This is a genomic window from Pseudomonas sp. CFBP 8770, from assembly GCF_014841705.1.
In the GTDB taxonomy this organism is placed as follows: domain Bacteria; phylum Pseudomonadota; class Gammaproteobacteria; order Pseudomonadales; family Pseudomonadaceae; genus Aquipseudomonas.
Genome location: NZ_JACYUL010000005.1, coordinates 83,131 through 105,557 on the forward strand (window position 1 = coordinate 83,131; position 22,427 = coordinate 105,557).

A 22,427-nucleotide genomic window follows, 5' to 3' on the forward strand; every position below is an offset into this window, starting at 1 on the left:
CGGTGACGGCCTGTATTTTTCTTGGGTGGTCGCTGTCAGCACCAAATGGCATGACATCTGGAATTATCCTCGCTTGCGACGGGTATTCGCCCGCCTCGATACTTTCGGCACCTCCGTCGTCGAGCACTGTCATGGCCCTGGACTACCGTTTCACCCCAGCCTTCGAAAACCCCACGGGCTCGGCCATACGCGAGCTGTTCAAGTACCTGTCGCTGCCGGGCATGATTTCCTTCGCCGGCGGCTATCCGGCCTCGACGTTCTTCGACCAGTCCGGCCTGCGTGACGCGGCAGACCAGGCAATGCGCGAGACGCCTCTGGACTGCCTGCAATACGCCGCCACCGAGGGCCTGCCGGCCCTGCTCGAGCAACTGGTGCAGCTGATGGCGCGGCGCGGTGCCGTGGTCAAGGCCGAGGACATGGTGGTGACAACCGGCTCGCAGCAAGGCTTCGATTTGTTGCTCAAGGTGTTGCTGGCACCCGACGCCACGGTGTTGGTGGAATGCCCGACCTATCCTGCAGCGCTGCAGGCGTTGCGCCTGGCCGGGGCGCAGGTGCTCAGCGCGGCGACCGATGCCGACGGCCTGGACACCGACGCGTTGGCGCAACAGCTGGCCCAGCGTACGCTTGGCGATGTGGCCATGCTCTATTGCGTTCCGACCTTCGCCAACCCTACCGGCGCCTGCCTGCCTTTGGCGCGGCGCATGGCGTTGCTGAAGCTGGCGGTCGCGCACGATTTTCTGCTGGTCGAAGACGATCCCTACGGTGCGTTGCGTTTCGCCGGTGAGGACGTGCCGTCGTTGCTGGCGCTGAGCCGGCAGGTCGAGGGCGCCGAGGGCAGGGTGATCCATCTGTCCAGTCTGTCCAAGGTGCTGGCGCCGGGGCTGCGGGTGGGTTGGATGGTGGCGCCTGCGGCCATCCGCCAGCGCTGCCTGGTGGCCAAGCAGACCGTGGACCTGTGTACCTCGCCCTGGGCGCAGCGCATCGCGGCCAATTACCTTGCGGCAGGGGCTTTGGAGCAGGCTTTGCCGGGCCTGGCCGAGGGCTACCGGCAGAAATGCGAGCGGATGCTGGCAGGGTTGCAGCCGCTGACGGAATACCTGGAGGTCAGCGCGCCTGCAGGGGGAATGTTCGTCTGGGGCCGCTGCCGCCACGGGCTGGACGCCAAGGCGCTGCTGCCGCGTGCGATCGAGCAGAAGGTGCTGTTCGTGCCGGGCAGCGCGTTCTATGCACAAGACCCTGACCCAAGCAGCATTCGCCTGTCGTTCGCCGCACCGGGGCTGGCCGACATCGACGAAGGCCTCGAACGCCTGCGCCGCGCTTTCCTGTAGCAGCGGCGCAAGCCGCGTCACCGGCGCCGTGGTGTATCGGAAAAACCACGCTGACGCCGGACGCGGCTCCCGCCGCTGCTACAGACATGCCGAGCCATGCGTGGCAAAACTCAGCGCAACGGATCCAGCGACAATGAATCGCGCTCCTCGAAGAAGAACTCGTCGCAGTTATTGCCAGGGCCTTTACGGTCCACCACCAGGAAGTCATCGCCATCGGCCAAGGCCAATATCGGGTGGTGCCAGACGCCCTGATGGTAGTTGATGCCCTGATGGCCGTCGCTACGAAAAGCTCGCACCGCTTCACTGTGCGGCACCTCACCGGCCGGGGCGACCACGATGAGAAACGCCTTGCCCTGCAACGGGATGAACGCCTGGCTGCCCAGCGGATGACGTTCCAGCATGCGCACGGTCAGCGGCATCGGCAGGGTCTGGGCGCGAAAGATGCTGATCACGGCCTGATCCTGCGCGGTGCCAAGCTGCACGTCCGCCAGGCGATCGAAGCGTTGCGTGGAGCCGTTGTTGATCAGGAAGTGCGCGCTGCCCTGGGTTTCGATGACATCGCCGAAGGGGGCGAACGCGGCTTTGCTCAGGGGTTCGATCGTTAATGTACGCATGAAGGGCCTTGTCGTTGATTGACGCTGCCTGGGTGGTCGATCCCCCCAGGCAGGCGAACGGATACCGAGCCGGCTATCTGGCCAGCGTGCCCAGCACGCGCAGACGGCTTACACCCCCGTCGGGGAAAACGTTCAGGCGGATATGGGTGATCGGGCCCAGTGCCTTGATCTGTTCGGCGAAGCTGTGTTCCTGGTGCATCTGCAGCTTCTGGCTGGGCAACAGCTCGCGCCAGAACAGGCTCTGGGTCTCGATCTGGCTGTCTGTACCGCCTTTGACGAACGCGCCCTGGATCGAGCAACTGTCGGGGTAGTTACCCTTGAAGTGCAAGGTGTCGACCACCACCTGCTGCACCACCCCGGCATGACCCAAGGCCACGATGACCCAGTCATTGCCTGGCGTGCGCCGCCGTGCGGTTTCCCAGCCATCACCCATGTTGACCCCGCGGCCCGGGTTGAGCAGGTTGCTCATGCTGCCATAGTGCTCGTCCGAGCAGGCCAGCGCGCGTCCGCCGTTGAGGGCGCTGGCCAGGTCGAGGGTCTCCTCGTCGCTGACGCTCGACCAACTGCGGAACGGGACGCCATACACGCGCAGGCGTGCCACGCCGCCGTCCGGGTAGATGTTGAAGCGCAGATGGCTGAACGCGCTGTCGTTGTCGATGCCATGGTAGTGATGGCTGTTGCCCTGCAGTTCCACCGCGCCGAGGATCTCGACCCACTGCGTCTGCTCGTCGGGCTCGCCTTCGCTGATGAAGCACGCCTCCAGCGACGCCGAGGGCGGGAAGTTGCCGGTGAAGAACGACGTGTCGATGTCCACACCCTTGATCGAGCCCGGCGCGCCCAGGCGGATCACCGCCGTGTCATGACCTTCGAAGCGCTTGCGCCGAGATTCCCAGCCATCCATCCACTTGCCGTTGTCGTCGAACACGCCTTCCTTCCACACCGCCGGGGTAGGCTGGAACAACCGGTTGACGTCGGCAAACCAATCATCGGTCACCGAAATGGCGCGGGTACCGAGGCGGGCATCCGCCAGGTTGACGTATTTCTGAAACGGTGCGGCGTAGGCTTTCATGAATGCGGGTCTGCCTTGAACGGTAGTGAGATGGAAATCGCGCCGGGCGCGATGGCATGGCTGCAGCGGTTACAGCGCTTGCAGGCGAAACAGGGCGATCTTGTCGATTTCGCGCAATGCACAGCTGAATTCGTCCTCGGGAGAATGGCCGATACGCGTTTCGAACGCCGCCAGGATCTGCTGTCGGTCGCTGCCCTTGACGGCCATGATGAACGGGAAGCCGAAACGGGCGCGGTATGCATCGTTGAGCTCGGTGAAGCGCTGGAACTCCTCGGCGGTGCATTGGCTAATGCCGGCACCGGCCTGCTCCTGGGTGCTGGCAGCGGTGAGTTGACCCTGTACCGCAGCCTTGCCGGCCAGATCGGGGTGCGCATTGATCAATGCCATCAGCCTGGCACGGTCGGCGTCGGCCACCACCTGGCCCATGCAGGCATGCACTGTTTCGATATCGTCGCGGCGGTCCACCGGCAGGCGCTCGAAAGCCTGCTCGGCGACCCAGGGCGAGTGCTCGTAGATATCACCGAACGCGGAGATGAAACCGGCGCGGCTCAGCCGTGAGGGTTGCAGGGTACGAAAGTGGCTCATGGGCGAAGGCTGCCTGGGTAGGGATGAACGGTCTGCCAGTGCCGGGCGATGTCCACGCGCCGCGCGCACCACACCTGCTCATGGCTCTGGACATAATCAATGAAGCGCTTGAGCGATGCCAGGCGTCCCGGGCGGCCGATCAGGCGACAGTGCAGGCCTATCGAGAGCATCTTCGGCGCGTCCGCGCCTTCGGCGTACAGCACGTCGAAGGCGTCCTTGAGGTAGTCGAAGAAGTCGTCGCCCTTGTTGAAGCCCTGTACTTGGGTGAAACGCATGTCGTTGGTGTCCAGCGTGTAGGGGATCACCAGATGCCCATGGCGCGCATCGCTGCCCGGTTGCCAGTAGGGCAGGTCGTCGTCGTAGGCGTCGCTGTCGTAGAGGAAACCGCCTTCTTCCATCACCAGGCGCCGGGTATTGGGGCCGGTGCGGCCGGTGTACCAGCCCAGCGGTCGCTGGCCAGTGATGTCGGTGATGATGCGGATGGCTTCGAGCAGGTGTTCGCGCTCCTGCGCTTCATCGACATTCTGGTAGTCGATCCAGCGATAGCCGTGGCTGCAGATTTCATGGCCATCGGCGACCATGGCCCGAATGGCCTCGGGGTGGCGCTGCGCGGCCATGGCCACGGCAAATACGGTCAAGGGAATACCGGCCTGGCGAAACAGCTTGAGCACCCGCCATACGCCGGCGCGGCTGCCGTATTCATAGAGCGATTCCATGCTCATGTTGCGCTGGCCCTGCAACGGCTGAGCCGCGACCATTTCCGACAGGAACGCCTCGGACTCGCTGTCGCCATGCAGCACGTTGCGTTCGCCGCCTTCTTCATAGTTGAGCACGAACGACACTGCAATGCGGGCGTTGCCCGGCCAGTGTGGATGAGGGGGGGTGTCGCCGTAGCCGATCAGGTCGCGGGGGTAATCGGGGCTCACCGCAGACTTCCTTCTGTACGTGGCAGAACGGGCTCGACGACGCACCCGGGAAGGGCCCGCTTCGCGCTTGAATGGAGTGTATACATCGGCATGGGCGATTTGTAAGCTCGCGTCAATCACAGGTAGATGGCTTCATCCTTGCAGAAGCACTTGCCCAGAGTCTTGCAAAAAACCTGCCCGGTCGGTCAGCAATGAGGATCTTCGGCGTTTTTGGCTCGGCTCTTTTGCAGCGTGCCACGCGCCATGCCCCGTTTCGGCGCGAATCGCACGTTCCCGCTCTACCACGGTGCGCGCTGGAAGCACCCCTTCATCAGGTGAACATCGACCATGGGACGCTTGACCACACATGTTTTGGACACCGCACATGGGTGCCCTGGTAACGCCATCCAGGTGCGTCTTTATCGGGTCGAGGGCGAGCAGCTGCAACTGCTGGCAACGGCCGTGACCAATGCCGACGGCCGCTGCGACGTGCCCTTGCTGGAAGGCGAGCATTATCGTTCGGGGGTGTACCAGCTGCACTTTGCCGGCGGCGACTATTACCGTGCCCGTGGCACGCTCATGGCGGCGCCGGCCTTTCTCGACGAGATCGTGCTGCGTTTCGGCATCGATGCCAGCCAGACGCACTACCATGTGCCGCTGCTGCTTTCACCCTACAGCTACTCCACCTACCGCGGCAGCTGATTCATCCAGTGGCGGGGTCGGTGTACGCTCATTTGAGCCCGAGCTTCTTGCGCATCGCAACGGTGATGCTCTGGCGGGTGGTGAAAAAATCCGCCCACGGATCTTCATCCATCTCTGCCAGGCGTTCGAGCACGCTGTCGATGTTCCAATGGTCGCCCCCCTTGATCTGCGCCACCTCGTCACGGGTGACCGGCACTGAAACCGGCAAGCCGTCACGCGCCCGTGCCGCGTAGGCGCAGGCCGTGGTCGCGCCCAGGCCATTGCGCAGATAGTCGATGAAGATCTTTCCGATACGATTTTTCGGGCCGGACACGGCGCTGAAGCGCTCCGGCATCAGCCTGGCCATATGCTCGACCACGGCGCGGCTGAACGCCTTGACCTCGTCCCAGCCTAGCTTGCGGGTGATCGGCACCACCACGTGCATGCCTTTGCCGCCGCTGGTCTTGAGAAACGATGCGAGGCCCAGCTCGTCGAGCAGGGTCTGGGTCAGTTGGGTGGCTTCGACCATGCTTTTCCAGGGCAGCGCCGGATCGGGGTCGAGGTCGAGCACGAACCAGTCGGGGTGTTCGAAATCCTTGGCGGTCGCGTTCCAGGTGTGCAGCTCCAGCGTGCCCATCTGCACCGCGCCGAGCAGCGCCTGGCCGTCGTTGATGACCATGGCGGCCTGGCCTGCCTCTTCCTTGTCGAAGGTGACGATGTGCGGGATCGCCAGGTGGCCTGCGTGCTTCTGGAAGAACAACTCGCCGCCCACCCCATCGGGTGCCCGTACCAGTGCCACCGGACGCTGCTTGAGGTGCGGCAGCAACCAGGGTGAAATGCGTCCGTAGTATTCGGCCAGTTGCATCTTGGTGGTACCGCTGGTGGCGTCGATCACCCGCTCCGGGTGGGTGATGCGCACCTGACCGACCAGGTCTGCGTCGTCTGCCTTGGTAGCCGCCTTGCGAGGTGTCTTCTTCGGCTTCACCGGTTGGGTGGGCGCGCTGATTTTCGCGGCGGGCGCCTCCGACGTGATGTCGCTGGCGGGCTTGTCGCTGCGCAATCCATGAAAAACCGCATGACGGACGGCGCCGTCACGGGTCATTTCGGCATACGCCACTTCAGCCACCAAGGTCGGCTGCAACCAATGCACGCCCCGGGCGTCGGCGCCCTTGGGTGGATTGCCGACTGCCGGGTCGTCGGTTTCCAGCGTCTGCAATTGCGCCAGCAGGGTTCGCAGCGTGGCTTCACTGAAGCCGGTGCCGACCTTGCCGGCATAGCGCAACTCGCCGCTGTCGGCATCATGCAGGCCCAGCAACAAGGCGCCGAATGCGCTGCGGCTGCCCTTGGGCTCGGTGTAACCGACGATCACGAACTCCTGGCGGCGCTTGCACTTGAGCTTGATCCAGTCACTGCTGCGCCGCGACACATAGGGGCTGCCGACACGTTTGCCGATCAGTCCTTCCATGTTCATCTGGCACGCGCTGGCGAGCAGAGATTCGGCCGAGTCGGCAAAGTCGTCGGAGAATTTCAGGGCATCGTCCTCGTTGGCTTCCAGGACCTTGGCCAAGGCACTGCGGCGCTGCTCGACAGGGACTTCGCGCAGGTCCATGCCGTTGAGGTAGGGCAGGTCGAACAGGTAGAAGACGATGTCGCCGCTGTGTTGCTCTTCGAAGGCATTCTGCAGAGCCTGGAAATCCGGCACGCCTTGTTCGTTGGTCACGACCACTTCACCGTCCAGCCAGGCCGATTGCAAGCCCAGGGCCGCAAGTGCCTTGGCCTGGTGCGGCATCCTGGCGGTCCAGTCGTGGCCGTTGCGCGTGAACAGGCTGACCTCGGCGTCTTCGATGCGCGCGACGATACGGTAACCGTCGAACTTGATCTCGTAGCGCCAGTCACCGTCCGGGGCGGTGTCCACCAGGGTCGCCAGCTCGGGCTTGAGGCTGGCCGGCAACGCGGCGGCGCGAGCGCCTTGCAGCTGCACACCTTTGCCAGTGGCTCTGGGGCTGACCGCCGGCTTGGCCACGGATTTGCTGGCTGTTTTGGTCGATCCTTTGCTTTTGTGCTTGCGCGGAACCAGAGTGCGCTCGCTGAGGACGCTATCGGGCTGGGCCTCCAGCACATCGTATTCGGCCAGGGGACGCGCGGCCTCGTCCTTGGACTTTATCAGGAACCACTGCTCACGCTTGCCAGGCATATGGGTCTTGACCAGATTCCACGCGCCAGCCAGTTTCTCGCCCTGCAGCACGAACTTGAGCTTGCCCTTTTCATAGCCCTGGAGTGGGTCGCCCTCGGGGATCCAGGTGCCGCGGTCCCAGACGATCACGTCCCCGGCACCGTAGTGCCCCTCGGGAATGTTGCCTTCGAAGCTGGCGTAATCCAGCGGGTGGTCTTCGACATGCACGGCCAGGCGTCGAGCCTTCGGGTCCAGCGACGGACCCTTGGGCACCGCCCAGCTTTTCAGGGTGCCATCGAGTTCCAGGCGAAAGTCGTAGTGCAAGTGGCTGGCATCATGCTTCTGGATGCAGAACTGCAGGGCCTGCGCGGCCTTGCCGCGCTTGCCGCTGCGTGCGCCGCCCGAAGGCTCCGGGGTGGCCTCGAAGTCACGCTTGCGGTTGTACTCCTCCAGTGCCTTGCTCATGGCGTTCCTCACTCATGATGCGCTTGCGCTGCAGGGCTGTCAGCGCAGGCAGAACAGCGCCACCTGCGGCGCCTCTCCGATCCATTGATCGCTGACTTCCCAGCCGGCCGCAGCGGCCAGTTCGGTAAAGGATTGCACGGTGAACTTGTGCGAGTTCTCGGTGTGCAGCCGTTCGCCCGCCTTGAAGGCGAGCGTGCGTCCCGCCACACGCACCTGTTGCGCCTTGCGGCTGACCAGGTGCATTTCGATCCGTTCGTAGTCGGGGTTCCATAGCGCCAAGTGGTCGAAGGCCTGTTCGTCGAAGTCGGCGTCGAGCTCACGATTCATGCGCGTCAGCAGGTTCTTGTTGAAGCGTGCCGTGACCCCGGCAGCGTCATCATAGGCAGCCTCCAGGGTGGCGATGTCCTTGACCATGTCGACCCCGATGATGAAACGCGCATCGCGCCCCAGCAGCTCGCGGGCCGAACGCAGAAAACGCACGGCTTGCGGACGGGTGAAGTTGCCCAGTGTCGACCCCGGGAAGAAGCCCACGCGCGGATGGCCACGGGTTTCCTCCGGCAGGTGCAGGGCGCGGGTGAAGTCGTCGACCAGCGGGGCGATGCGCAGGACAGGGTAGCGCTGGCGCAGCTGGGTGCCGGCGCGTTCCAGCGCGTTGCTGCAGATATCGATCGGTACGTACAGGCCGATCTGCGGCACGGCATCCAGCAACAGACGTACCTTGTCACAGGCACCGGCGCCGAATTCGACCAGGGCTGCATCTTCGGCGATCAATGCGGCGAGCTGCGGGGCGATTTCGGTCAGCAGGGCAGTTTCCGCACGTGTTGGATAGTACTCGGGCAAGGTGCAGATGGCTTCGAACAGCTGCGAGCCCTGGGTATCGTAGAAATACTTGGGCGAAATCGACTTCTGTGGCGCCGACAGCCCGGTCACTGCATCGCGAGCGAACTCGTCGCTGCCATCGTTGCGCGCGCTGTACGGCGTCACGTCGCGGGCCAGGCGCAGGCCCGAGAACATCCAGCGGCAGGCAGGCCCGAAAAAGTTGCGGTAGGTGGGCCGCGTATGGCCGACCGGGGTGATGCTGGCGCCACCGCGCAGCACCATCTGGTTGATCATGAACTTGCCGTTGTATTCACCCACTGCGCTGACCGCTGGCTGAAAACCAGGGTAGGCGCTGTAGGCGCTCTGCGTCCATTGCCAGGCCACATCGTCGAGCTGTTGCAGCTGCCCGGTGCCAGCGGCAATTTCCCATTCCGCTTCGGTGGGCAGGCGTGCGCCGGCCCATTGGGCGAAGGCCGCCGCCTCGTAGTAGCTGATGTGCACCACAGGGGCGTCGAGCTGCAGGGGTTGCAGTCCGCGCAGGCTCATCTCCAGCCAGTTGCCGGCGTTGTCCTGCTGCCAGTAGAACGGCGCATGCCAGCCTTCGCCCTGCACTGTGGCCCAGCCGTCGGCCAGCCACAGCCCTGCCTGGGTGTAGCCGCCGGCTTCGACGAATTCCAGCCACTCACCGTTGGTGACCAGGCGATCGGCGATCTCGAATGCTTGGGCGAACACCTTGTGCCGCGGGCCCTCATTGTCGAAGGCGAAGCCGTCGCCGGCGTGACCGATCTCCACCAATCCGCCGGCATGGCCGATGAACCGACCACGCTGGCCGCTTGCGTCGACGGGCCATGCCGGGTCGTAGGCCGGTTTGAGCGCCGACAGACTGAACAGATGCAGGATGTCCATCAGCAACAGTTCCTGGTGCTGTTGCTCGTGGGACAGGCCCAGCTCGATCAGCGCGTAAACTTCAGGCGCAAGGTCGCCGCTCAACAGGTCTTGCATGTGCTGGTCGACATGGGCGCGGTAGGCGCGTACCCGGTCGAGCCCCGGACGGGTCATCAGGCCACGTTGTGGACGCGGCTGGCGCGGTCCGACGGCTTCATAGTAGGAGTTGAAGAGGTAACAGAAATCGGGGTCGAAGGCCGTGTAGTGCGGCAGTTGTTCGGCCAGCAGAAACGTCTCGAAGAACCAGGTGGTGTGCGCCAGATGCCACTTGGCCGGGCTCGCATCGGGCATCGATTGCGCGCCCATGTCTTCGGCGCTGAGCGGGCTGGCCAGGTGTTCGCTGTGGCGACGCACCTGGTTGAAGCGTTGCAGCAGGTCGTGCAGGGGAATGACGGGCACGGCGTGCTGGGAAAGACTATTCATCAAGAGGCTGCTCCGACGGCTCCGTCGATGGCGACGATGGGAAACGGGCGCGGGAGCGCTTTTCTATCGCTTTCCGCACGACCGCCGTTGGGCTTCAACGACGGGCTAAAGGGTGTGACTGTGCAACCCCCGGCAGGTTCGCCCGCTCATCGAAAACCCCATCCGCAGTGCCCCTTTCGCGGCCGATGACCGCTCCCACGGGATGAAGGTTGCGGCCGGTTGTGCGACCGGGAAGGCTGTCCCACAATGCATTGTCAACCAAGGAGTGACGATGAACGCTTTCGAAGACATGCGGCTGTTCGTGCAGGTGCTGGAATCGCGCAGCTTCACCGCCGCGGCCGAGCAACTGGGGATTTCCAAGCAGTACATCAGCCGTCGCTTGATGCAACTCGAAAGCCGTCTTGGCGCGCGTTTGCTCAATCGCTCCACCCGACGCCTCGATGTGACCGCGTTGGGCCAGAGCTACTACGACTCGGCCGTGCGCCTGCTGGCGGAAGTGGAACAGATCGAGCAGGGCATAGCAGGGCAGGCTGCCGAACCGCGTGGCATCTTGCGCGTGAGTGCGCCGCTGTCGTTCGCCATGGCGCAACTCAGCCTTCTGATGCCTCGATTCCTCCAGCGCTACCCCCAGGTCCAGGTCGAAATGGATCTCAGCGACCGCCCGGTCGACCTGCTCGGTGAAGGCTACGACCTGGTCTTGCGTATCGGCGTGCTGGAAGACTCATCGCTGATCGCTCGGCGCATTGCCTCCATCGCACGCGTCTACTGTGCAAGTCCCGACTACCTGGCCGCACGCGGCATTCCGGACACCCCCCAGGCGCTGGCGGGCCATGACTGCCTGCCCTACGGGCACGCGCGGCAGGTCCAGTGGCGCTTCCAGGTGGACGGCAAGCCGTTGGTGATCGGTGTGGGCGGGCGCCTGCGTGCCAACAACGGCGAACTGCTCTGCGAGGCTGCCGTGGCCGGCATGGGTATCGCCTACTTGCCTCGATTCATCGTCCAGCAGGCGATCACCTCGGGACAGCTGCAGACCGTGCTGGATGACTTCGTCACCGAGCCGCTGGCCCTTTCGGCGGTGTATCCGCAGCATCGACAGACGTCACGGCCAGTGCAGGTATTGATCGAGTTCCTGCGCGAGCATCTGGGCAATCTCTGAGGACTGCGTTGCGCCCGTGCGCAAGATCAGACGTGGCTCAATGCGATACCGAATGAAACGACGATCATGCAGCACAGAGTCAGGTTGATATTCATCGGTACGAAATCCTTGGCGTGGTAAGGGGACCTATACTGCTGATCCCGCGGCCTGAAGAAAAATTCCGTTTTTCGATAGCCATCATCGACTTCCGTGATGCAGGTAACGGTTCAGCGCGCGCGCCGCGGCCGCGATACCACCGACTCGATGTTCTTGCGGCCGATCAACCGGGTCGGTGGCGCAGGCTCCTCGGCCAGCCACTTGTACATCACCAGGCAATCCACCAGCCCGTGCTGCGCATGCCGATAAGCCCGCGGCAGGCGCCCGACGGTTTCGAACCCCAGCTTGTGCCACAGGGCCACCGCCACTTCGTTGCTGGCTACCACCGAGTTGAACTGCATGGCCAGGAAACCGCTGTCGCGAGCCACCTGCTGCGAGTGCTCGCACATCAGCCGTGCCACGCCTCGACCGCGCGCCGCCTCGGTGACCATGTAGCCGCAGTTGCACACATGATTGCCGGGGCCTGCGGCATTGGCCTTGAGGTAGTAGCTGCCCAACAGCTGGCCTTGTTCATCCTCGGCAACGAAGGTATGCAAGGGCAGTTGCAGCCAGGTGTGCTCGGCGGCCTCGCGAGTCATGGCCGGATCGTAGGCGTAAGTTTGTTGCCCCTGGACCACCGCATTGAAGGTGGGCCAGAAACGTTCGAAATCGGAGGGGGTCATGGGGCGGATGGTGATCATGGGGCGCTCGCTGCGGATCGGGATCGGCTCACCGCAGGCAGCGGCCAGGCAGACATGCCCGACAGCAGCCCCGAGGTGCCTGGATGGCGCCTATCCTACCATCGGCCGGCGACGTTTTTCCCGCGCGACAGCGGCCGTTCCCGGGCTACCGGCGTGCCAGCGTGTCCGGCTGCCAGCCACCGCCCAGTGCCTTGTAGATCGCCACGATGCCGCGATACAACTCGGTTTCGCCCTGGGCCTGGGCGTCTTCGGCGCTCAAACGCTCGCGCTCGGCATCGAGCAGCACCAGGTAATCGGCGGTGCCTTCGCGGTACTGGATCGACGCCAGCGCCGCCGCGGCGCGGCTGGAGTCGCTCTGGCGCATCAGGGCCTGCAGACGCTGCTGGCGCTTGCCGTAGTCACTGAAGGCGTTTTCCGATTCTTCCAGCGCCAGCAACACATCCTGCTCGTAGCTGGCCAGCGCGCCCTCTGCATCGGCGTTGGCCGCACGAATCTGCGCACGCACGCTGCCCAGGTCGAAAGCTGCCCAGGTGATGCTCGGCCCCAGGCCCCAGGCGTTGGCCGCCGACGAACCGATCTGCGAACCACGGGCCGCCGTGAAACCAAGGAAACCGCTGAGGCTGACCCGCGGGAACAGGTCGGCCGTGGCCACGCCGATCTGCGCGGTGGCGGCTGCCAGTCGGCGTTCGGCACTGCGAATGTCCGGACGGCGGCGCAGCAACTGGGTCGGATCACCGATCGGCAGTGCCTTGGCAATGGCCGGCAGCTGCGCCGGGCTCAGGTCCACGCTTAGTTGATCGGGGCGCTGACCGAGCAAGGTGGCGATGCGGTTGCGTGCCCGCACCTGCTCGGCCTGTAGCTGCGGCACGGTCGCTTCGACCGCGGCCAGGCGTGCATCGGCACGCACCACGTCCAGTTGGTTGCCGACACCGGCTTCCTCCAGGCTGCGGGTGATGCCGTGCGAATCCTGCTGGTTCTTCAGGTTGGCCAGGGCGATCTTCTCGCGCAACTGGGCGCCGCGCAGTTGTCCGTAGGCATCCACCAGGTCGGCGATCAACGTCACCTGCAACTGCTGCAGGTTGGCCGCGGCTTCACCCTGCTGGGCGTCACTGACTTCCAACTGACGCTGGATGCGCCCGAACAAGTCGACTTCCCAGGCCATGTCCAGGCCCAGGTCGTAGCGCTCGGTATTGACCCGGTCGTCGGTCTGGCCCGGTATCTGGCTCTTGCCGATCTCGCTGCTGGCGCGGCTGGTCACCACCGGGAAGCGGTCGTTGGCCACGTCGTCGCGGATCGCCCGCGACGCCTTGAGGCGGGCGAAGGCCACGCGCAGCTCGCGGTTGCCCTGCAGCGATTCGTTGACCAGGCGATTGAGCGTCGGGTCGTCGAATTGCTGCCACCACACCGCATCGAACTGCTCGGCGCGGTAATAACGCGCATCCTGGGCGGCCGCCACGGACGCATCCAGCTCCTGCGGCGCGCGGTAGTCAGGGCCCACCGCGCACGCGGCCAGGGCCATCACCAGCAGGCTGGGCAGAAGGGGTTTCAAGCGGTTCATGGTTGTACCTCAAGCTTGAGCGCGCGGTCCGCCTTGCGGGCCTGGCGACGCTCGACATGGCGACGGATCAGCACGAAGAACACCGGGGTCAGCAGCAGGCCGAAGAAGGTCACCCCCAGCATGCCGGAGAACACCGCTACACCCATCGCATGGCGCATCTCGGCACCGGCGCCGGACGACAGCACCAGTGGCACCACGCCCATGATGAACGCGAACGAGGTCATCAGGATCGGCCGCAGCCGCAAGCGGCACGCCTCCAGCACGGCGGCCAGCGGGTCGAGGCCTTCCTCCTGCTTGTCCTTGGCGAATTCGACGATCAGGATCGCGTTCTTGCACGCCAGTCCGACCAGCACGATGAGGCCGATCTGGGTGAAGATATTGTTGTCGCTGCCCGCGATCATCACCCCGGCAATCGCCGAGAGCAGGGTCATGGGCACGATCAGGATCACCGCCAGCGGCAGGCTCCAGCTTTCGTACTGCGCCGCCAGCACCAGGAAGGCCAGCAGCACGCACAGCGGGAACACGAACAGGGCGGTGTTGCCTGCCAGAATCTGCTGGTAGGTCAGCTCGGTCCATTCGTAGGCCATGCCGTTGGGCAGTTCGTCCTTGAGCAGCTTCTCCACCGCCGCCTGGGCCTGGCCCGAACTGTAGCCGGGTGCAGCAGCGCCGTTGATTTCCGCCGTGACGAAGCCGTTGTAGTGCATCACGCGATCAGGCCCTGCGGTATCGCTGACCTTGATGAACGTGGCCAGCGGGATCATCTCGCCGCGATCGTTGCGCACCTTGAGCTGGCCGATCTGCTCGGCCTCCAGGCGGAACTGCTGCTCGGCCTGGACGTTGACCTGATAGGTGCGCCCGAAGCGGTTGAAGTCGTTGGCGTACAGCGAGCCCAGGTACACCTGCAAGGTGTCGAAGATATCGCTGATGGCCACGCCATGGGTCTTGGCCTTTTCCCGATCGATCGAGGCATCCACCTGCGGCACGTTCACTGTGTAGCTGGTGAACAGCCCGGCCAGTTCCGGCACGCTGCGGCTCTTGGCGATGATGTTCTGGGTCTGCTTGTACAACTCGTCATAGCCCAGGTTGCCGCGATCCTGAACCTGCAGGCGGAATCCACCGATGGTGCCCAGGCCCATCACCGGCGGCGGTGGGAAGATCGCCATGTAGGCGTCCTGGATACCGGCGAACTTGCCGTTGAGCTCGGCAGCGATGGCATTGGCCGACAGGCTGGCGTCCTTGCGCTGATCGAAGTCCTTGAGCGCGACGAACACGATGCCGTTGTTCGGGCTGTTGGTGAAGCCGTTGATCGACAGGCCGGGGAAGGCGATGGCGTTCTCCACGCCTGGCTGCTTCAAGGCGATGTCCGACATGCGCTTGATCACATCTTCGGTGCGGTCCAGGCTGGCGGCGTCCGGCAACTGCGCGAACGCCACCAGGTACTGCTTGTCCTGGGAGGGCACGAAGCCGGTCGGGGTGTTGGCGAAACCGAACCAGGTCAGCACCATGAACCCTGCATACACCAGCATGGCGATACCGCTGCTGCGGATCACCCGCGCCACGGTGCCGACATAGCCATGGCTGGCCTTTTCGAAGAAGCGGTTGAATGGTCGGAACAGCCAGCCGCCCAGCAGCTTGTCGAGCAGCCTGGAGAAGCGGTCCTTCGGTGCGTCGTGGGCCTTGAGCAGCACGGCCGCCAGGGCCGGCGACAGGGTCAACGAGTTGAACGCCGAAATGACCGTGGAAATGGCGATGGTCAAGGCGAACTGTTTGTAGAACTGCCCGGTGAGCCCGGAGATGAACGCCGCCGGCACGAACACCGCACACAGCACCAGCGCAGTGGCGATGATCGGCCCGGTCACTTCGCGCATGGCCCGCTCGGTGGCGGCCACCGGTTCCAGCCCCAGCTCGATGTTGCGCTCGACGTTCTCCACCACCACGATGGCGTCGTCCACGACGATACCGATGGCCAGCACCAGTCCGAACAGCGACAACGCGTTGAGCGAAAAGCCGAACATGTGCATGACGGCGAAGGTGCCGATCAGCGACACCGGCACGGCGACCAGCGGAATGATCGAGGCGCGCCAGGTCTGCAGGAACAGGATCACCACCAGCACGACCAGAATCAGCGCTTCGAACAAGGTGTGCACCACCGCCTCGATCGAGCCGCGCACGAAGATGGTCGGGTCGTAGACGATGCTGTAGTCCATGCCTTCAGGGAATGACTGCTTGAGTTCGGCCATTTTCGCCCGAACCTGATTGGACACGTCGATGGCGTTGGAACCAGGCCGCTGGAAGATCGGCAGGGCCACTGCCGGTTGGTTGTTCAGCAGCGAGCGCAACGCGTACTGGCTGGAACCCAGCTCCACGCGGGCAATGTCCTTGAGCCGGGTGATTTCGCCATCGTCGGCGGCGCGCACGACGATGTTTTCGAATTCTTCCTCGGTGACCAAGCGACCCTGGGTGTTGACCGACATCTGGAAGCTGGTGGCGTTGGGCGCGGGCGGCGCGCCCAACTGGCCAGCGGCAACCTGACGGTTCTGCTCACGGATGGCGGTGACCACGTCGGTGGCCGTCAGGTTGCGCGAAGCGGTCTTGTTCGGGTCCAGCCAAACGCGCAATGAATAGTCGCCCATGCCGAACAACTGCACGTCGCCAATGCCATTGAGCCTGGCCAGTTCGTCCTTGATGTTCAAGGTCGCGTAGTTGGACAGATAGAGCATGTCGTAGCGCTGGTCGGGGGAGGTCAGGTGGACCACCATGGTCAAGTCCGGTGAGGCCTTGTCCACGGTAATGCCGATCCGCGTGACTTCTTCGGGCAACTTGGGTTGGGTGCGCGTCACTCGGTTCTGCACCTGCACCTGGGCATTGTCCAGGTCGGTGCCCAAAGCGAAGGTCAGGGTCAAGGTCAGCTTGCCGTCGGCGGTAGACTGCGAGGACATGTACAGCATGTTCTCCACACCGGTGATGGCCTGCTCGAGCGGCGCGGCCACGGTTTCACCGATGACCTTGGGGTTGGCGCCGGGGAAGCTGGCACGCACCACCACGGTCGGCGGAACCACTTCGGGGTACTCGCTGATCGGCAGCTGGAACAGCGAGATGGCGCCGGCGATCAGAATGATCAGCGACAGCACGGCGGCGAAGATCGGCCGCTTGATGAAGAATTGAGAGAAGTTCATCGCAGTGATCTCTTAACCGCGTGGAGTCGAAACGCTGGCAACCTTGACCGCAGCAGCGGGCGTGTTGCTGGCTTCCAGGGCATGGCGCTGTTCGGCCAGGGCGGCGAGGGTGGCAGGGCTGGCCATCTGGGCGACTTCGGGATCGACCTGGGAACCGGGGCGAACGCGCTGCAGGCCGTTGATGACGATGCGCTCATCCTTGTTCAGGCCACTGCGCACGATGCGCAGGCCCTCCAGCTTGGGCCCCAACTCGATGCTGCGGTAGGCCGCCTTGTTGTCCTGATCCATCACCAGCACGAACTTCTTGCCCAGGTCGGTGCCCACCGCCTCGTCCTTGATCAGCACTGCCGAATAGGTGGCGCTGCCCACCAGTTTCAGCCGTGCGTACAGGCCGGGGGTGAAGCTGCCGTCCTTGTTGTCGAACACGGCGCGACCGCGGATGGTGCCGGTCTTGGGATTGACCTGGTTGTCGACGAAATTCATGTGTCCCAGGTGCGGGTTGCCGGCCTCGTTGGACAGCCCCAGGTAGACCGGGGTGGTCTGGCCGCGCTGGCCCTGGCGGGCGAGCTGGGTGTACTTGAGGTACACGCGCTCGTCGGCATCGAAGTAGGCATACACCTTGTCGGTAGAGACCACGCTGGTCAGCGGCGTCACGTCAGCGGTGACGATGTTGCCTGCGGTTATTTCGGCACGGCTGACGCGCCCGGAAATCGGTGCCGTGACGCGGGTGAAGCTCAGGTTCAGCCGGGCCAGGTCAAGCTGTGCCTGGATGCCGGCGAGTGCCGCGCGCGATTCCTGCGCCGCGGTGGCACGGGTCTCGGCCAACTCGGCGGAAATCGCATTGCTCGCTTGCAGGCGCTGGCCGCGTTGCGCTTCGTTGTCGCTGCGCGCAGAACTGGCGCGGGCCTGTTGCAGCTGCGCTTCCAGGCGCCGCACTTCGGCCTGGAACGGCCGCGGATCGATCTGGAACAGCAGGTCGCCCTTGTTCACCAGGGCGCCCTCGGTGAAGGCTACCTGGTCAATCTGGCCCGACACGCGTGGGCGAATCTCGACGGTTTCCGGTGCTTCCAGGCGCCCGGTGAACTCGTCCCATTCATTGACCGGCTGTTCCAGCACCTGGGCCACGGTAACCTTGGGTGCAGCAGGCGCCTGGGCGACATCGGGTGTTTTTCCGCAGGCCGCGATCACCATCAGCGCAAGGGCCGCCAACGGAAAACGCAACGGAGTGAGTGACTGGTGCATGTGCAGATCCGCCAAGTGAAGTAAGAGAGCATCAACGATGGGCGGATCATGCGGCGCAGACGTGACAATCGACGAATCGAATGGTTCGAAGGTAACTATCATCGCGAATGATAAACATCGCTGGAAGTGCTTGATTTTCGGGAAAAATACAAAGCTAGCTAACGATTTATTCATTCCAGCACCTGACGGCAGGGCAAACCTTCGAGGCACAGCCGTACAAGCCTTGAAATACTTTCTCGCTGTAGGAATTAGTACGGCGGGCGGTAGGATCAGATTCCGAAACTACTCAAGACCTCTATGAACCCCGTCACGGAACCTCCCAGTCCCGCGCTTCACGCAATACCCCCCTTCTGCCTGATGAGTACCCTTCCATGGAATGGCTAGCCGACCCCACGGCCTGGCTAGGCCTGGCGACCCTGATCGTCCTGGAACTGGTACTGGGCATCGACAATCTGGTATTCATCGCGATTCTCGCCGACAAGCTGCCGCCGCATCAGCGTGACCGCGCGCGGGTGATCGGCCTGTCGCTGGCGTTGATCATGCGCCTGGGCCTGCTGGCCAGCATTTCCTGGATGGTGACGCTGACCGAGCCGCTGTTCGAGGTGTTCGGCAAGACGTTCTCCGGACGCGACCTGATCATGCTGTTCGGCGGCATCTTCCTGCTGTTCAAGGCCACCATGGAGTTGCATGAAAGGCTCGAAGGGCATGTCGCGCAGCGATCTGGCGTCAAGACTTACGCTCTGTTCTGGCCAATCGTCGCGCAGATCGTCGTGCTGGACGCCGTGTTCTCCCTGGATGCGGTGATCACCGCCGTGGGCATGGTGGACGAATTGTCGATCATGATGATCGCGGTGATCTTCTCCATCGGCCTGATGATCATCGCCAGCAAGCCGCTGACGCGTTTCGTCAACAGCCACCCGACGGTGATCATGCTGTGCCTGGGCTTCTTGATGATGATCGGCTTCGCCCTGACCGCCGAAGGCCTGGGCTTCCACATTCCCAAGGGTTATCTCTACGCCGCGATCGGTTTCTCGATTCTCATCGAGGTGTTCAACCAGATCGCGCGGGCACGGCGCAAGCACAAGCATCAGGATCGGCCGATGCGCGAACGTACCGCCCACGCCGTCTTGCGCCTGCTGGGCGGTCGGCGTCCGGCCAGCGAAGCCATGGACGAGGAAATCGAAGACCTGGTGGGCCAGGAGCAGAGCGAAGCGCTGTTCGATCGGCGTGAGCGGGTGATGATCAGCGGGGTGTTGAACCTGGCCGAAAAACCCATTCGCAGCATCATGACCGTGCGTGCCCAGGTCGATTGCCTGGACCTGGGTGCGTCGCGCGAGGTCACCGAGCAGACCCTGATGCAGTCGTCCTACTCACGCCTGCCATTGATCGCACAAGGCCAAGTGGACGAGCCTCTGGGTTTCGTGCACAAGAAGGAGTTGCTCAAGCAACTGCTGGCGGGCGAGGCAGCGGATCTGGCCAGCTTGGCGCGCCAGCCGATCAACCTGCTCGAGACCTTCAGCATTCTCAACGCCTTGGAGCAGATGCGTGCGCAGTCCACGCACATTGCCTTCGTGGTCAACGAGTTCGGCGGCTTCATCGGCATTCTGACCATGACCGACATTCTCGAGTCGATTGCCGGCGAGCTGCCCGACGCCAGCGAAGTGCAGGCCCCCGATATCGTCGAGCAGGAAGATGGCTATCGCGTGAGTGCAGCGTTGGACCTCAAGCAGCTGCAGACGCGCATCGGCTTCGATGCAGCGCCGACCAATGACTATCAGACCCTGGCGGGCATGGTCATGAGTCTGCTCGACCGTTTGCCCAAGCAAGGCGACACGCTGCAATGGGAACACTGGAGCCTGACCGTGCTGACGGTGGAGGAGCGCCGGGTCAAACAGGTGCTCCTGCGCAAGCAAGCGCTGGAGGTGTAGCGAAAGCGCGCGCAATCATACCGCGCGACGCGAGCGCGCCAGGTGCTTGGCGCCTTCGAACATCAGCACGAGCACCGCCAGCCAGATCGGCAAGTAGGTCAGCCACTGGTCTGGGGCGATGCTCTCGCCCAGCAGCAATGCCACCCCCACCAACAGCACCGGCTCGACGTAGCTGAGCAGCCCGAACAGGCTGAACGGCAACAGACGGCTGGCCATCACGTAGCAGATCAACGCCGATGCACTGATGACGCCAAGAATCGGTATCAGAGCGTACAGCAGCGGTCGCGCCTGCATGTCGGCCGGCGACAGCTGCCCTTGCACGATGAACAGCAGCGCGGCCGGCAGTATCAGGCACATGTCCGTCCACAAACCGCCCAGATGATCATTGCCGCACGCGCGACGCAACACGAAATACACCGGATAGCCGGCAGCCACGAGCAACGTTTCCCAGGCGAAGCGGCCGTGCTGGAACAGCTCGTGGCCTACACCGCAGGCTGCGCAGAACACCGCCAGCTTCTGCAGGTGCGAGAGCTGTTCGCCATACACCAGGCGGCCTGTGAGGACCATGGTCAACGGCAGCAGGAAATACCCCAACGACACTTCCAGGCTGCGCCCGTGCAGCGGCGCCCAGAGGAACAGCCACAGCTGCACGCCCATCAGCGCCGAGGTACCTATCGAGCCCAGCAGCAGCACCGGGCGCTGGGCAATGTTGCGCCACACCCTGGCGACCAGATGCAGATCGGCACTGAGCCACATGAACAGGGTCACGCACGGCAGGGTCAGCAGCATGCGCCAGCCGAACATCTCTTCGCCGCTCAGCGGTGTCAGCAGCGAGGTATAGAAATACATCACGGCGAACAGAGTGGACGCTGTGACGGACGTGATGATGCCTTTGGACACGGGAGCCTCGAAGCGCGAAAAACCTGACTGAGCCGACAATGATCTCAGGCAGGCGGGCAGGGTACAACCACTGCTTTCAGAGACGGCGCAAGGCTTGCTCGAAATCCGCCAGCGGCATCGGCTTGGCAAACAGATAGCCCTGCAGGTACTTCACATGGCGAGCGGCAAGGTAAGCGCGTTGCTCGTCGGTTTCCACGCCTTCGGCGACTACCTGCAGTCCGAGCTTGGCCGACAGCTCGATGATGCTGTCCAGCACGTGTCGCGAAAGCGTATTGACGCCGATCATGGCCACGAAGCTCTGGTCGATCTTGAGAAAGTCGACCTTGAACTGCTGCAGGTAGCTAAGGCTCGACTGTCCGGTGCCGAAGTCGTCGATGGCAATGCTCACGCCCAACCCGCGCAACCGTTCGAACAGCGCGTGAATCTGCGCGCAGGGCTGGATCAGCTCGCGTTCGGTCAATTCCAGGGTCAAGGCGATCCGGTCTTTCGGGAACGCATCGAGGAAGGCCTTGCAGTCATCGAACAGTGCCGAGTCCAGGCAATGCTGGGCGGTGATATTGATGCCGACATGAAAGCCTTGCGGCAGCCGGTCCAGGCAGGTGCCCAGCTGCTGCGCGGTGCGCTTCATCAGCAGGCGGGTCATCGGTACGATCAGCCCGCAGTCCTCGGCGTAGGGAATGAACAGGTCGGGGCGGACCAGGCCTTCGCGGGGATGCTGCCAGCGCATGAGCACTTCGACACCCGCCCAGCGACCGTCCCGGCTGAACACCACCGGTTGAAAGAAAGGTACGAACTCTTCGGCATCCAGGGCACGCTGCAACTCCTGATAGCGCGAGCCGGAACGACTCATCACCCACCGGCACAGCAGGCCGACCACCGCCGAGACAAGCAGCAGCAGGCCGAACATGCCGGCGTACTGCTCGCGTATCAACGTCCAGCGCGCACCTTCCGGGATGCCGCTGACCACGCTGAATGGGTAGCGCGTGGACTGCAGTCGAGTTTGCCCGCCTGCGGCAGGCAGCGGCGTCCCCTGATGAACGTTGCCGCTGGCTTCGATCCAGCTGCGGCCGACGTGCAAGGTGATCGAATGGGTCGAGCCCATCATGCGCAAGGCGTTGGCCAGATGATAACCGTCGACGGTACTGAGCGCGCTGGCCTCGCCACGGACGGCGCGGTAGATCAACAAGCCGCGGTCGGGTGTCACCGAATTGCCGGGCATCAGCCACAGCTGCCCATCGACGTAATCGAGCGGATTCACGTTTTCGCTCACTGCGCCCGACAGGGAGCTGCAGTAAAGTGTGTCGCCCTGGATCAGATTCACCGAGCGCACGAAGGGCCGCCGGGTCACCTGGTCCAGCAGCGCCGGTTGTGCCTGCGCACAGGGTAGTCCGGACAGCGGCAGAACGGCATCCGCGGCAGCCGCCACGTTATCGAGGATGAGCTCGAATTGCTCCACCGCCAACTGGCTGGTGCGCGCCGATGCGAGCTGCAGCGAACGACCGGCCTCCCAGTTCAGCATGACTGCACCGCAGGCCAGCGGTACTGCGGCCGCCAGCCAGGGCAGCAGCAGGCGCGAAAATTTGCGTTTGGAAGCAGCGAGGGTCAGCGGCATGCGGGCGACAGTCCTTGTGCGCAGAAGATGCGAGGGCAAAGCCGCCATCATTTCATGAAAGCGCCTGCGGGG

16 protein-coding genes are annotated in these 22,427 nt (G+C 63.8%); 4 read left to right on the plus strand and 12 right to left on the minus strand.

Annotated elements, in window-relative coordinates:
• Positions 1-131: 131 nt before the first annotated feature.
• On the plus strand, positions 132-1,328 hold the full coding sequence (locus IFT98_RS12530) for an aminotransferase-like domain-containing protein (RefSeq protein ID WP_192048969.1): 1,197 nt from the start codon (positions 132-134) through the stop codon (positions 1,326-1,328).
• Between the two features lie 110 nt (positions 1,329-1,438).
• Here the strand turns inward: IFT98_RS12530 and IFT98_RS12535 are convergent, their stop codons facing one another.
• The 4 genes from IFT98_RS12535 to puuE all read right to left on the minus strand — a co-directional run bounded on the left by IFT98_RS12535 (position 1,439) and on the right by puuE (position 4,522).
• Entirely contained in the window at positions 1,439-1,942 is a 504-nt protein-coding gene (locus tag IFT98_RS12535; RefSeq protein WP_192048970.1) for an ureidoglycolate lyase, read from the minus strand.
• 73 nt (positions 1,943-2,015) lie between these two features.
• The gene (alc, locus tag IFT98_RS12540) at positions 2,016-3,011 is read right to left on the minus strand and encodes an allantoicase (RefSeq protein ID WP_192048971.1); all 996 of its coding nucleotides are present in this window, start codon (positions 3,009-3,011) and stop codon (positions 2,016-2,018) included.
• Positions 3,012-3,080: 69 nt separating this feature from the next.
• On the minus strand, positions 3,081-3,596 hold the full coding sequence (gene uraD / locus IFT98_RS12545) for a 2-oxo-4-hydroxy-4-carboxy-5-ureidoimidazoline decarboxylase (RefSeq protein WP_192048972.1): 516 nt from the start codon (positions 3,594-3,596) through the stop codon (positions 3,081-3,083).
• On the minus strand, positions 3,593-4,522 hold the full coding sequence (gene puuE, locus IFT98_RS12550; RefSeq protein ID WP_192048973.1) for an allantoinase PuuE: 930 nt from the start codon (positions 4,520-4,522) through the stop codon (positions 3,593-3,595). Before puuE ends, uraD begins: the two co-directional genes overlap by 4 nt.
• 327 nt (positions 4,523-4,849) lie before the next feature.
• Here puuE and uraH point away from each other — a divergent pair, with 327 nt between their 5' ends.
• Positions 4,850-5,203 (plus strand): hydroxyisourate hydrolase, encoded by a 354-nt coding sequence (uraH, locus tag IFT98_RS12555; RefSeq protein WP_192048974.1) that lies wholly within the window; start codon positions 4,850-4,852, stop codon positions 5,201-5,203.
• Between the two features lie 28 nt (positions 5,204-5,231).
• Here uraH and ligD read toward each other — a convergent pair whose 3' ends face one another.
• Together ligD and egtB are read right to left on the minus strand one after the other, a co-directional pair.
• Positions 5,232-7,820, minus strand: a complete 2,589-nt coding sequence (ligD, locus tag IFT98_RS12560) for a DNA ligase D (protein WP_192048975.1) — start codon at positions 7,818-7,820, stop codon at positions 5,232-5,234.
• Between the two features lie 39 nt (positions 7,821-7,859).
• Complete coding sequence (gene egtB, locus IFT98_RS12565) at positions 7,860-10,007, minus strand: ergothioneine biosynthesis protein EgtB (protein WP_192048976.1); 2,148 nt, start codon at positions 10,005-10,007, stop codon at positions 7,860-7,862.
• A gap of 271 nt (positions 10,008-10,278) precedes the next feature.
• Here egtB and IFT98_RS12570 point away from each other — a divergent pair, with 271 nt between their 5' ends.
• A complete protein-coding gene (locus tag IFT98_RS12570) occupies positions 10,279-11,163 on the plus strand; it encodes a LysR family transcriptional regulator (protein WP_192048977.1) in 885 nt (294 codons plus the stop codon).
• 206 nt (positions 11,164-11,369) lie between these two features.
• Here the strand turns inward: IFT98_RS12570 and IFT98_RS12575 are convergent, their stop codons facing one another.
• The 4 genes from IFT98_RS12575 to mexE all read right to left on the minus strand — a co-directional run bounded on the left by IFT98_RS12575 (position 11,370) and on the right by mexE (position 17,915).
• The gene (locus IFT98_RS12575) at positions 11,370-11,939 is read right to left on the minus strand and encodes a GNAT family N-acetyltransferase (RefSeq protein WP_192048978.1); all 570 of its coding nucleotides are present in this window, start codon (positions 11,937-11,939) and stop codon (positions 11,370-11,372) included.
• Between the two features lie 145 nt (positions 11,940-12,084).
• Positions 12,085-13,497, minus strand: a complete 1,413-nt coding sequence (locus IFT98_RS12580; protein ID WP_192048979.1) for an efflux transporter outer membrane subunit — start codon at positions 13,495-13,497, stop codon at positions 12,085-12,087.
• Entirely contained in the window at positions 13,494-16,673 is a 3,180-nt protein-coding gene (locus IFT98_RS12585; RefSeq protein ID WP_192048981.1) for an efflux RND transporter permease subunit, read from the minus strand. Before IFT98_RS12585 ends, IFT98_RS12580 begins: the two co-directional genes overlap by 4 nt.
• Positions 16,674-16,685: 12 nt before the next feature.
• Positions 16,686-17,915: a multidrug efflux RND transporter periplasmic adaptor subunit MexE gene (mexE, locus tag IFT98_RS12590; protein ID WP_122715847.1), complete on the minus strand. Its 1,230-nt coding sequence runs from the start codon at positions 17,913-17,915 to the stop codon at positions 16,686-16,688.
• Between the two features lie 371 nt (positions 17,916-18,286).
• Between mexE and IFT98_RS12595 the strand changes: the two genes are divergently transcribed.
• On the plus strand, positions 18,287-19,843 hold the full coding sequence (locus tag IFT98_RS12595; RefSeq protein WP_192048983.1) for a TerC family protein: 1,557 nt from the start codon (positions 18,287-18,289) through the stop codon (positions 19,841-19,843).
• A gap of 15 nt (positions 19,844-19,858) precedes the next feature.
• Here IFT98_RS12595 and rarD read toward each other — a convergent pair whose 3' ends face one another.
• Both rarD and IFT98_RS12605 read right to left on the minus strand, forming a co-directional pair.
• Positions 19,859-20,743: an EamA family transporter RarD gene (rarD, locus tag IFT98_RS12600; RefSeq protein WP_192048985.1), complete on the minus strand. Its 885-nt coding sequence runs from the start codon at positions 20,741-20,743 to the stop codon at positions 19,859-19,861.
• Between the two features lie 76 nt (positions 20,744-20,819).
• The gene (locus tag IFT98_RS12605) at positions 20,820-22,355 is read right to left on the minus strand and encodes an EAL domain-containing protein (RefSeq protein WP_192048987.1); all 1,536 of its coding nucleotides are present in this window, start codon (positions 22,353-22,355) and stop codon (positions 20,820-20,822) included.
• Positions 22,356-22,427: the final 72 nt, after the last annotated feature.

Coding starts and splice junctions, on each gene's coding strand:
- IFT98_RS12530 (WP_192048969.1), top strand. CDS start 132: ATGGCCCTGGACTACCGTTTCACCCCAGCCTTCGAAAACCCCACGGGC.
- IFT98_RS12535 (WP_192048970.1), bottom strand. CDS start 1,942: ATGCGTACATTAACGATCGAACCCCTGAGCAAAGCCGCGTTCGCCCCC.
- alc (WP_192048971.1), bottom strand. CDS start 3,011: ATGAAAGCCTACGCCGCACCGTTTCAGAAATACGTCAACCTGGCGGAT.
- uraD (WP_192048972.1), bottom strand. CDS start 3,596: ATGAGCCACTTTCGTACCCTGCAACCCTCACGGCTGAGCCGCGCCGGT.
- uraH (WP_192048974.1), top strand. CDS start 4,850: ATGGGACGCTTGACCACACATGTTTTGGACACCGCACATGGGTGCCCT.
- ligD (WP_192048975.1), bottom strand. CDS start 7,820: ATGAGCAAGGCACTGGAGGAGTACAACCGCAAGCGTGACTTCGAGGCC.
- egtB (WP_192048976.1), bottom strand. CDS start 10,007: ATGAATAGTCTTTCCCAGCACGCCGTGCCCGTCATTCCCCTGCACGAC.
- IFT98_RS12570 (WP_192048977.1), top strand. CDS start 10,279: ATGAACGCTTTCGAAGACATGCGGCTGTTCGTGCAGGTGCTGGAATCG.
- IFT98_RS12575 (WP_192048978.1), bottom strand. CDS start 11,939: ATGATCACCATCCGCCCCATGACCCCCTCCGATTTCGAACGTTTCTGG.
- IFT98_RS12580 (WP_192048979.1), bottom strand. CDS start 13,497: ATGAACCGCTTGAAACCCCTTCTGCCCAGCCTGCTGGTGATGGCCCTG.
- IFT98_RS12585 (WP_192048981.1), bottom strand. CDS start 16,673: ATGAACTTCTCTCAATTCTTCATCAAGCGGCCGATCTTCGCCGCCGTG.
- mexE (WP_122715847.1), bottom strand. CDS start 17,915: ATGCACCAGTCACTCACTCCGTTGCGTTTTCCGTTGGCGGCCCTTGCG.
- IFT98_RS12595 (WP_192048983.1), top strand. CDS start 18,287: ATGGAATGGCTAGCCGACCCCACGGCCTGGCTAGGCCTGGCGACCCTG.
- IFT98_RS12605 (WP_192048987.1), bottom strand. CDS start 22,355: ATGCCGCTGACCCTCGCTGCTTCCAAACGCAAATTTTCGCGCCTGCTG.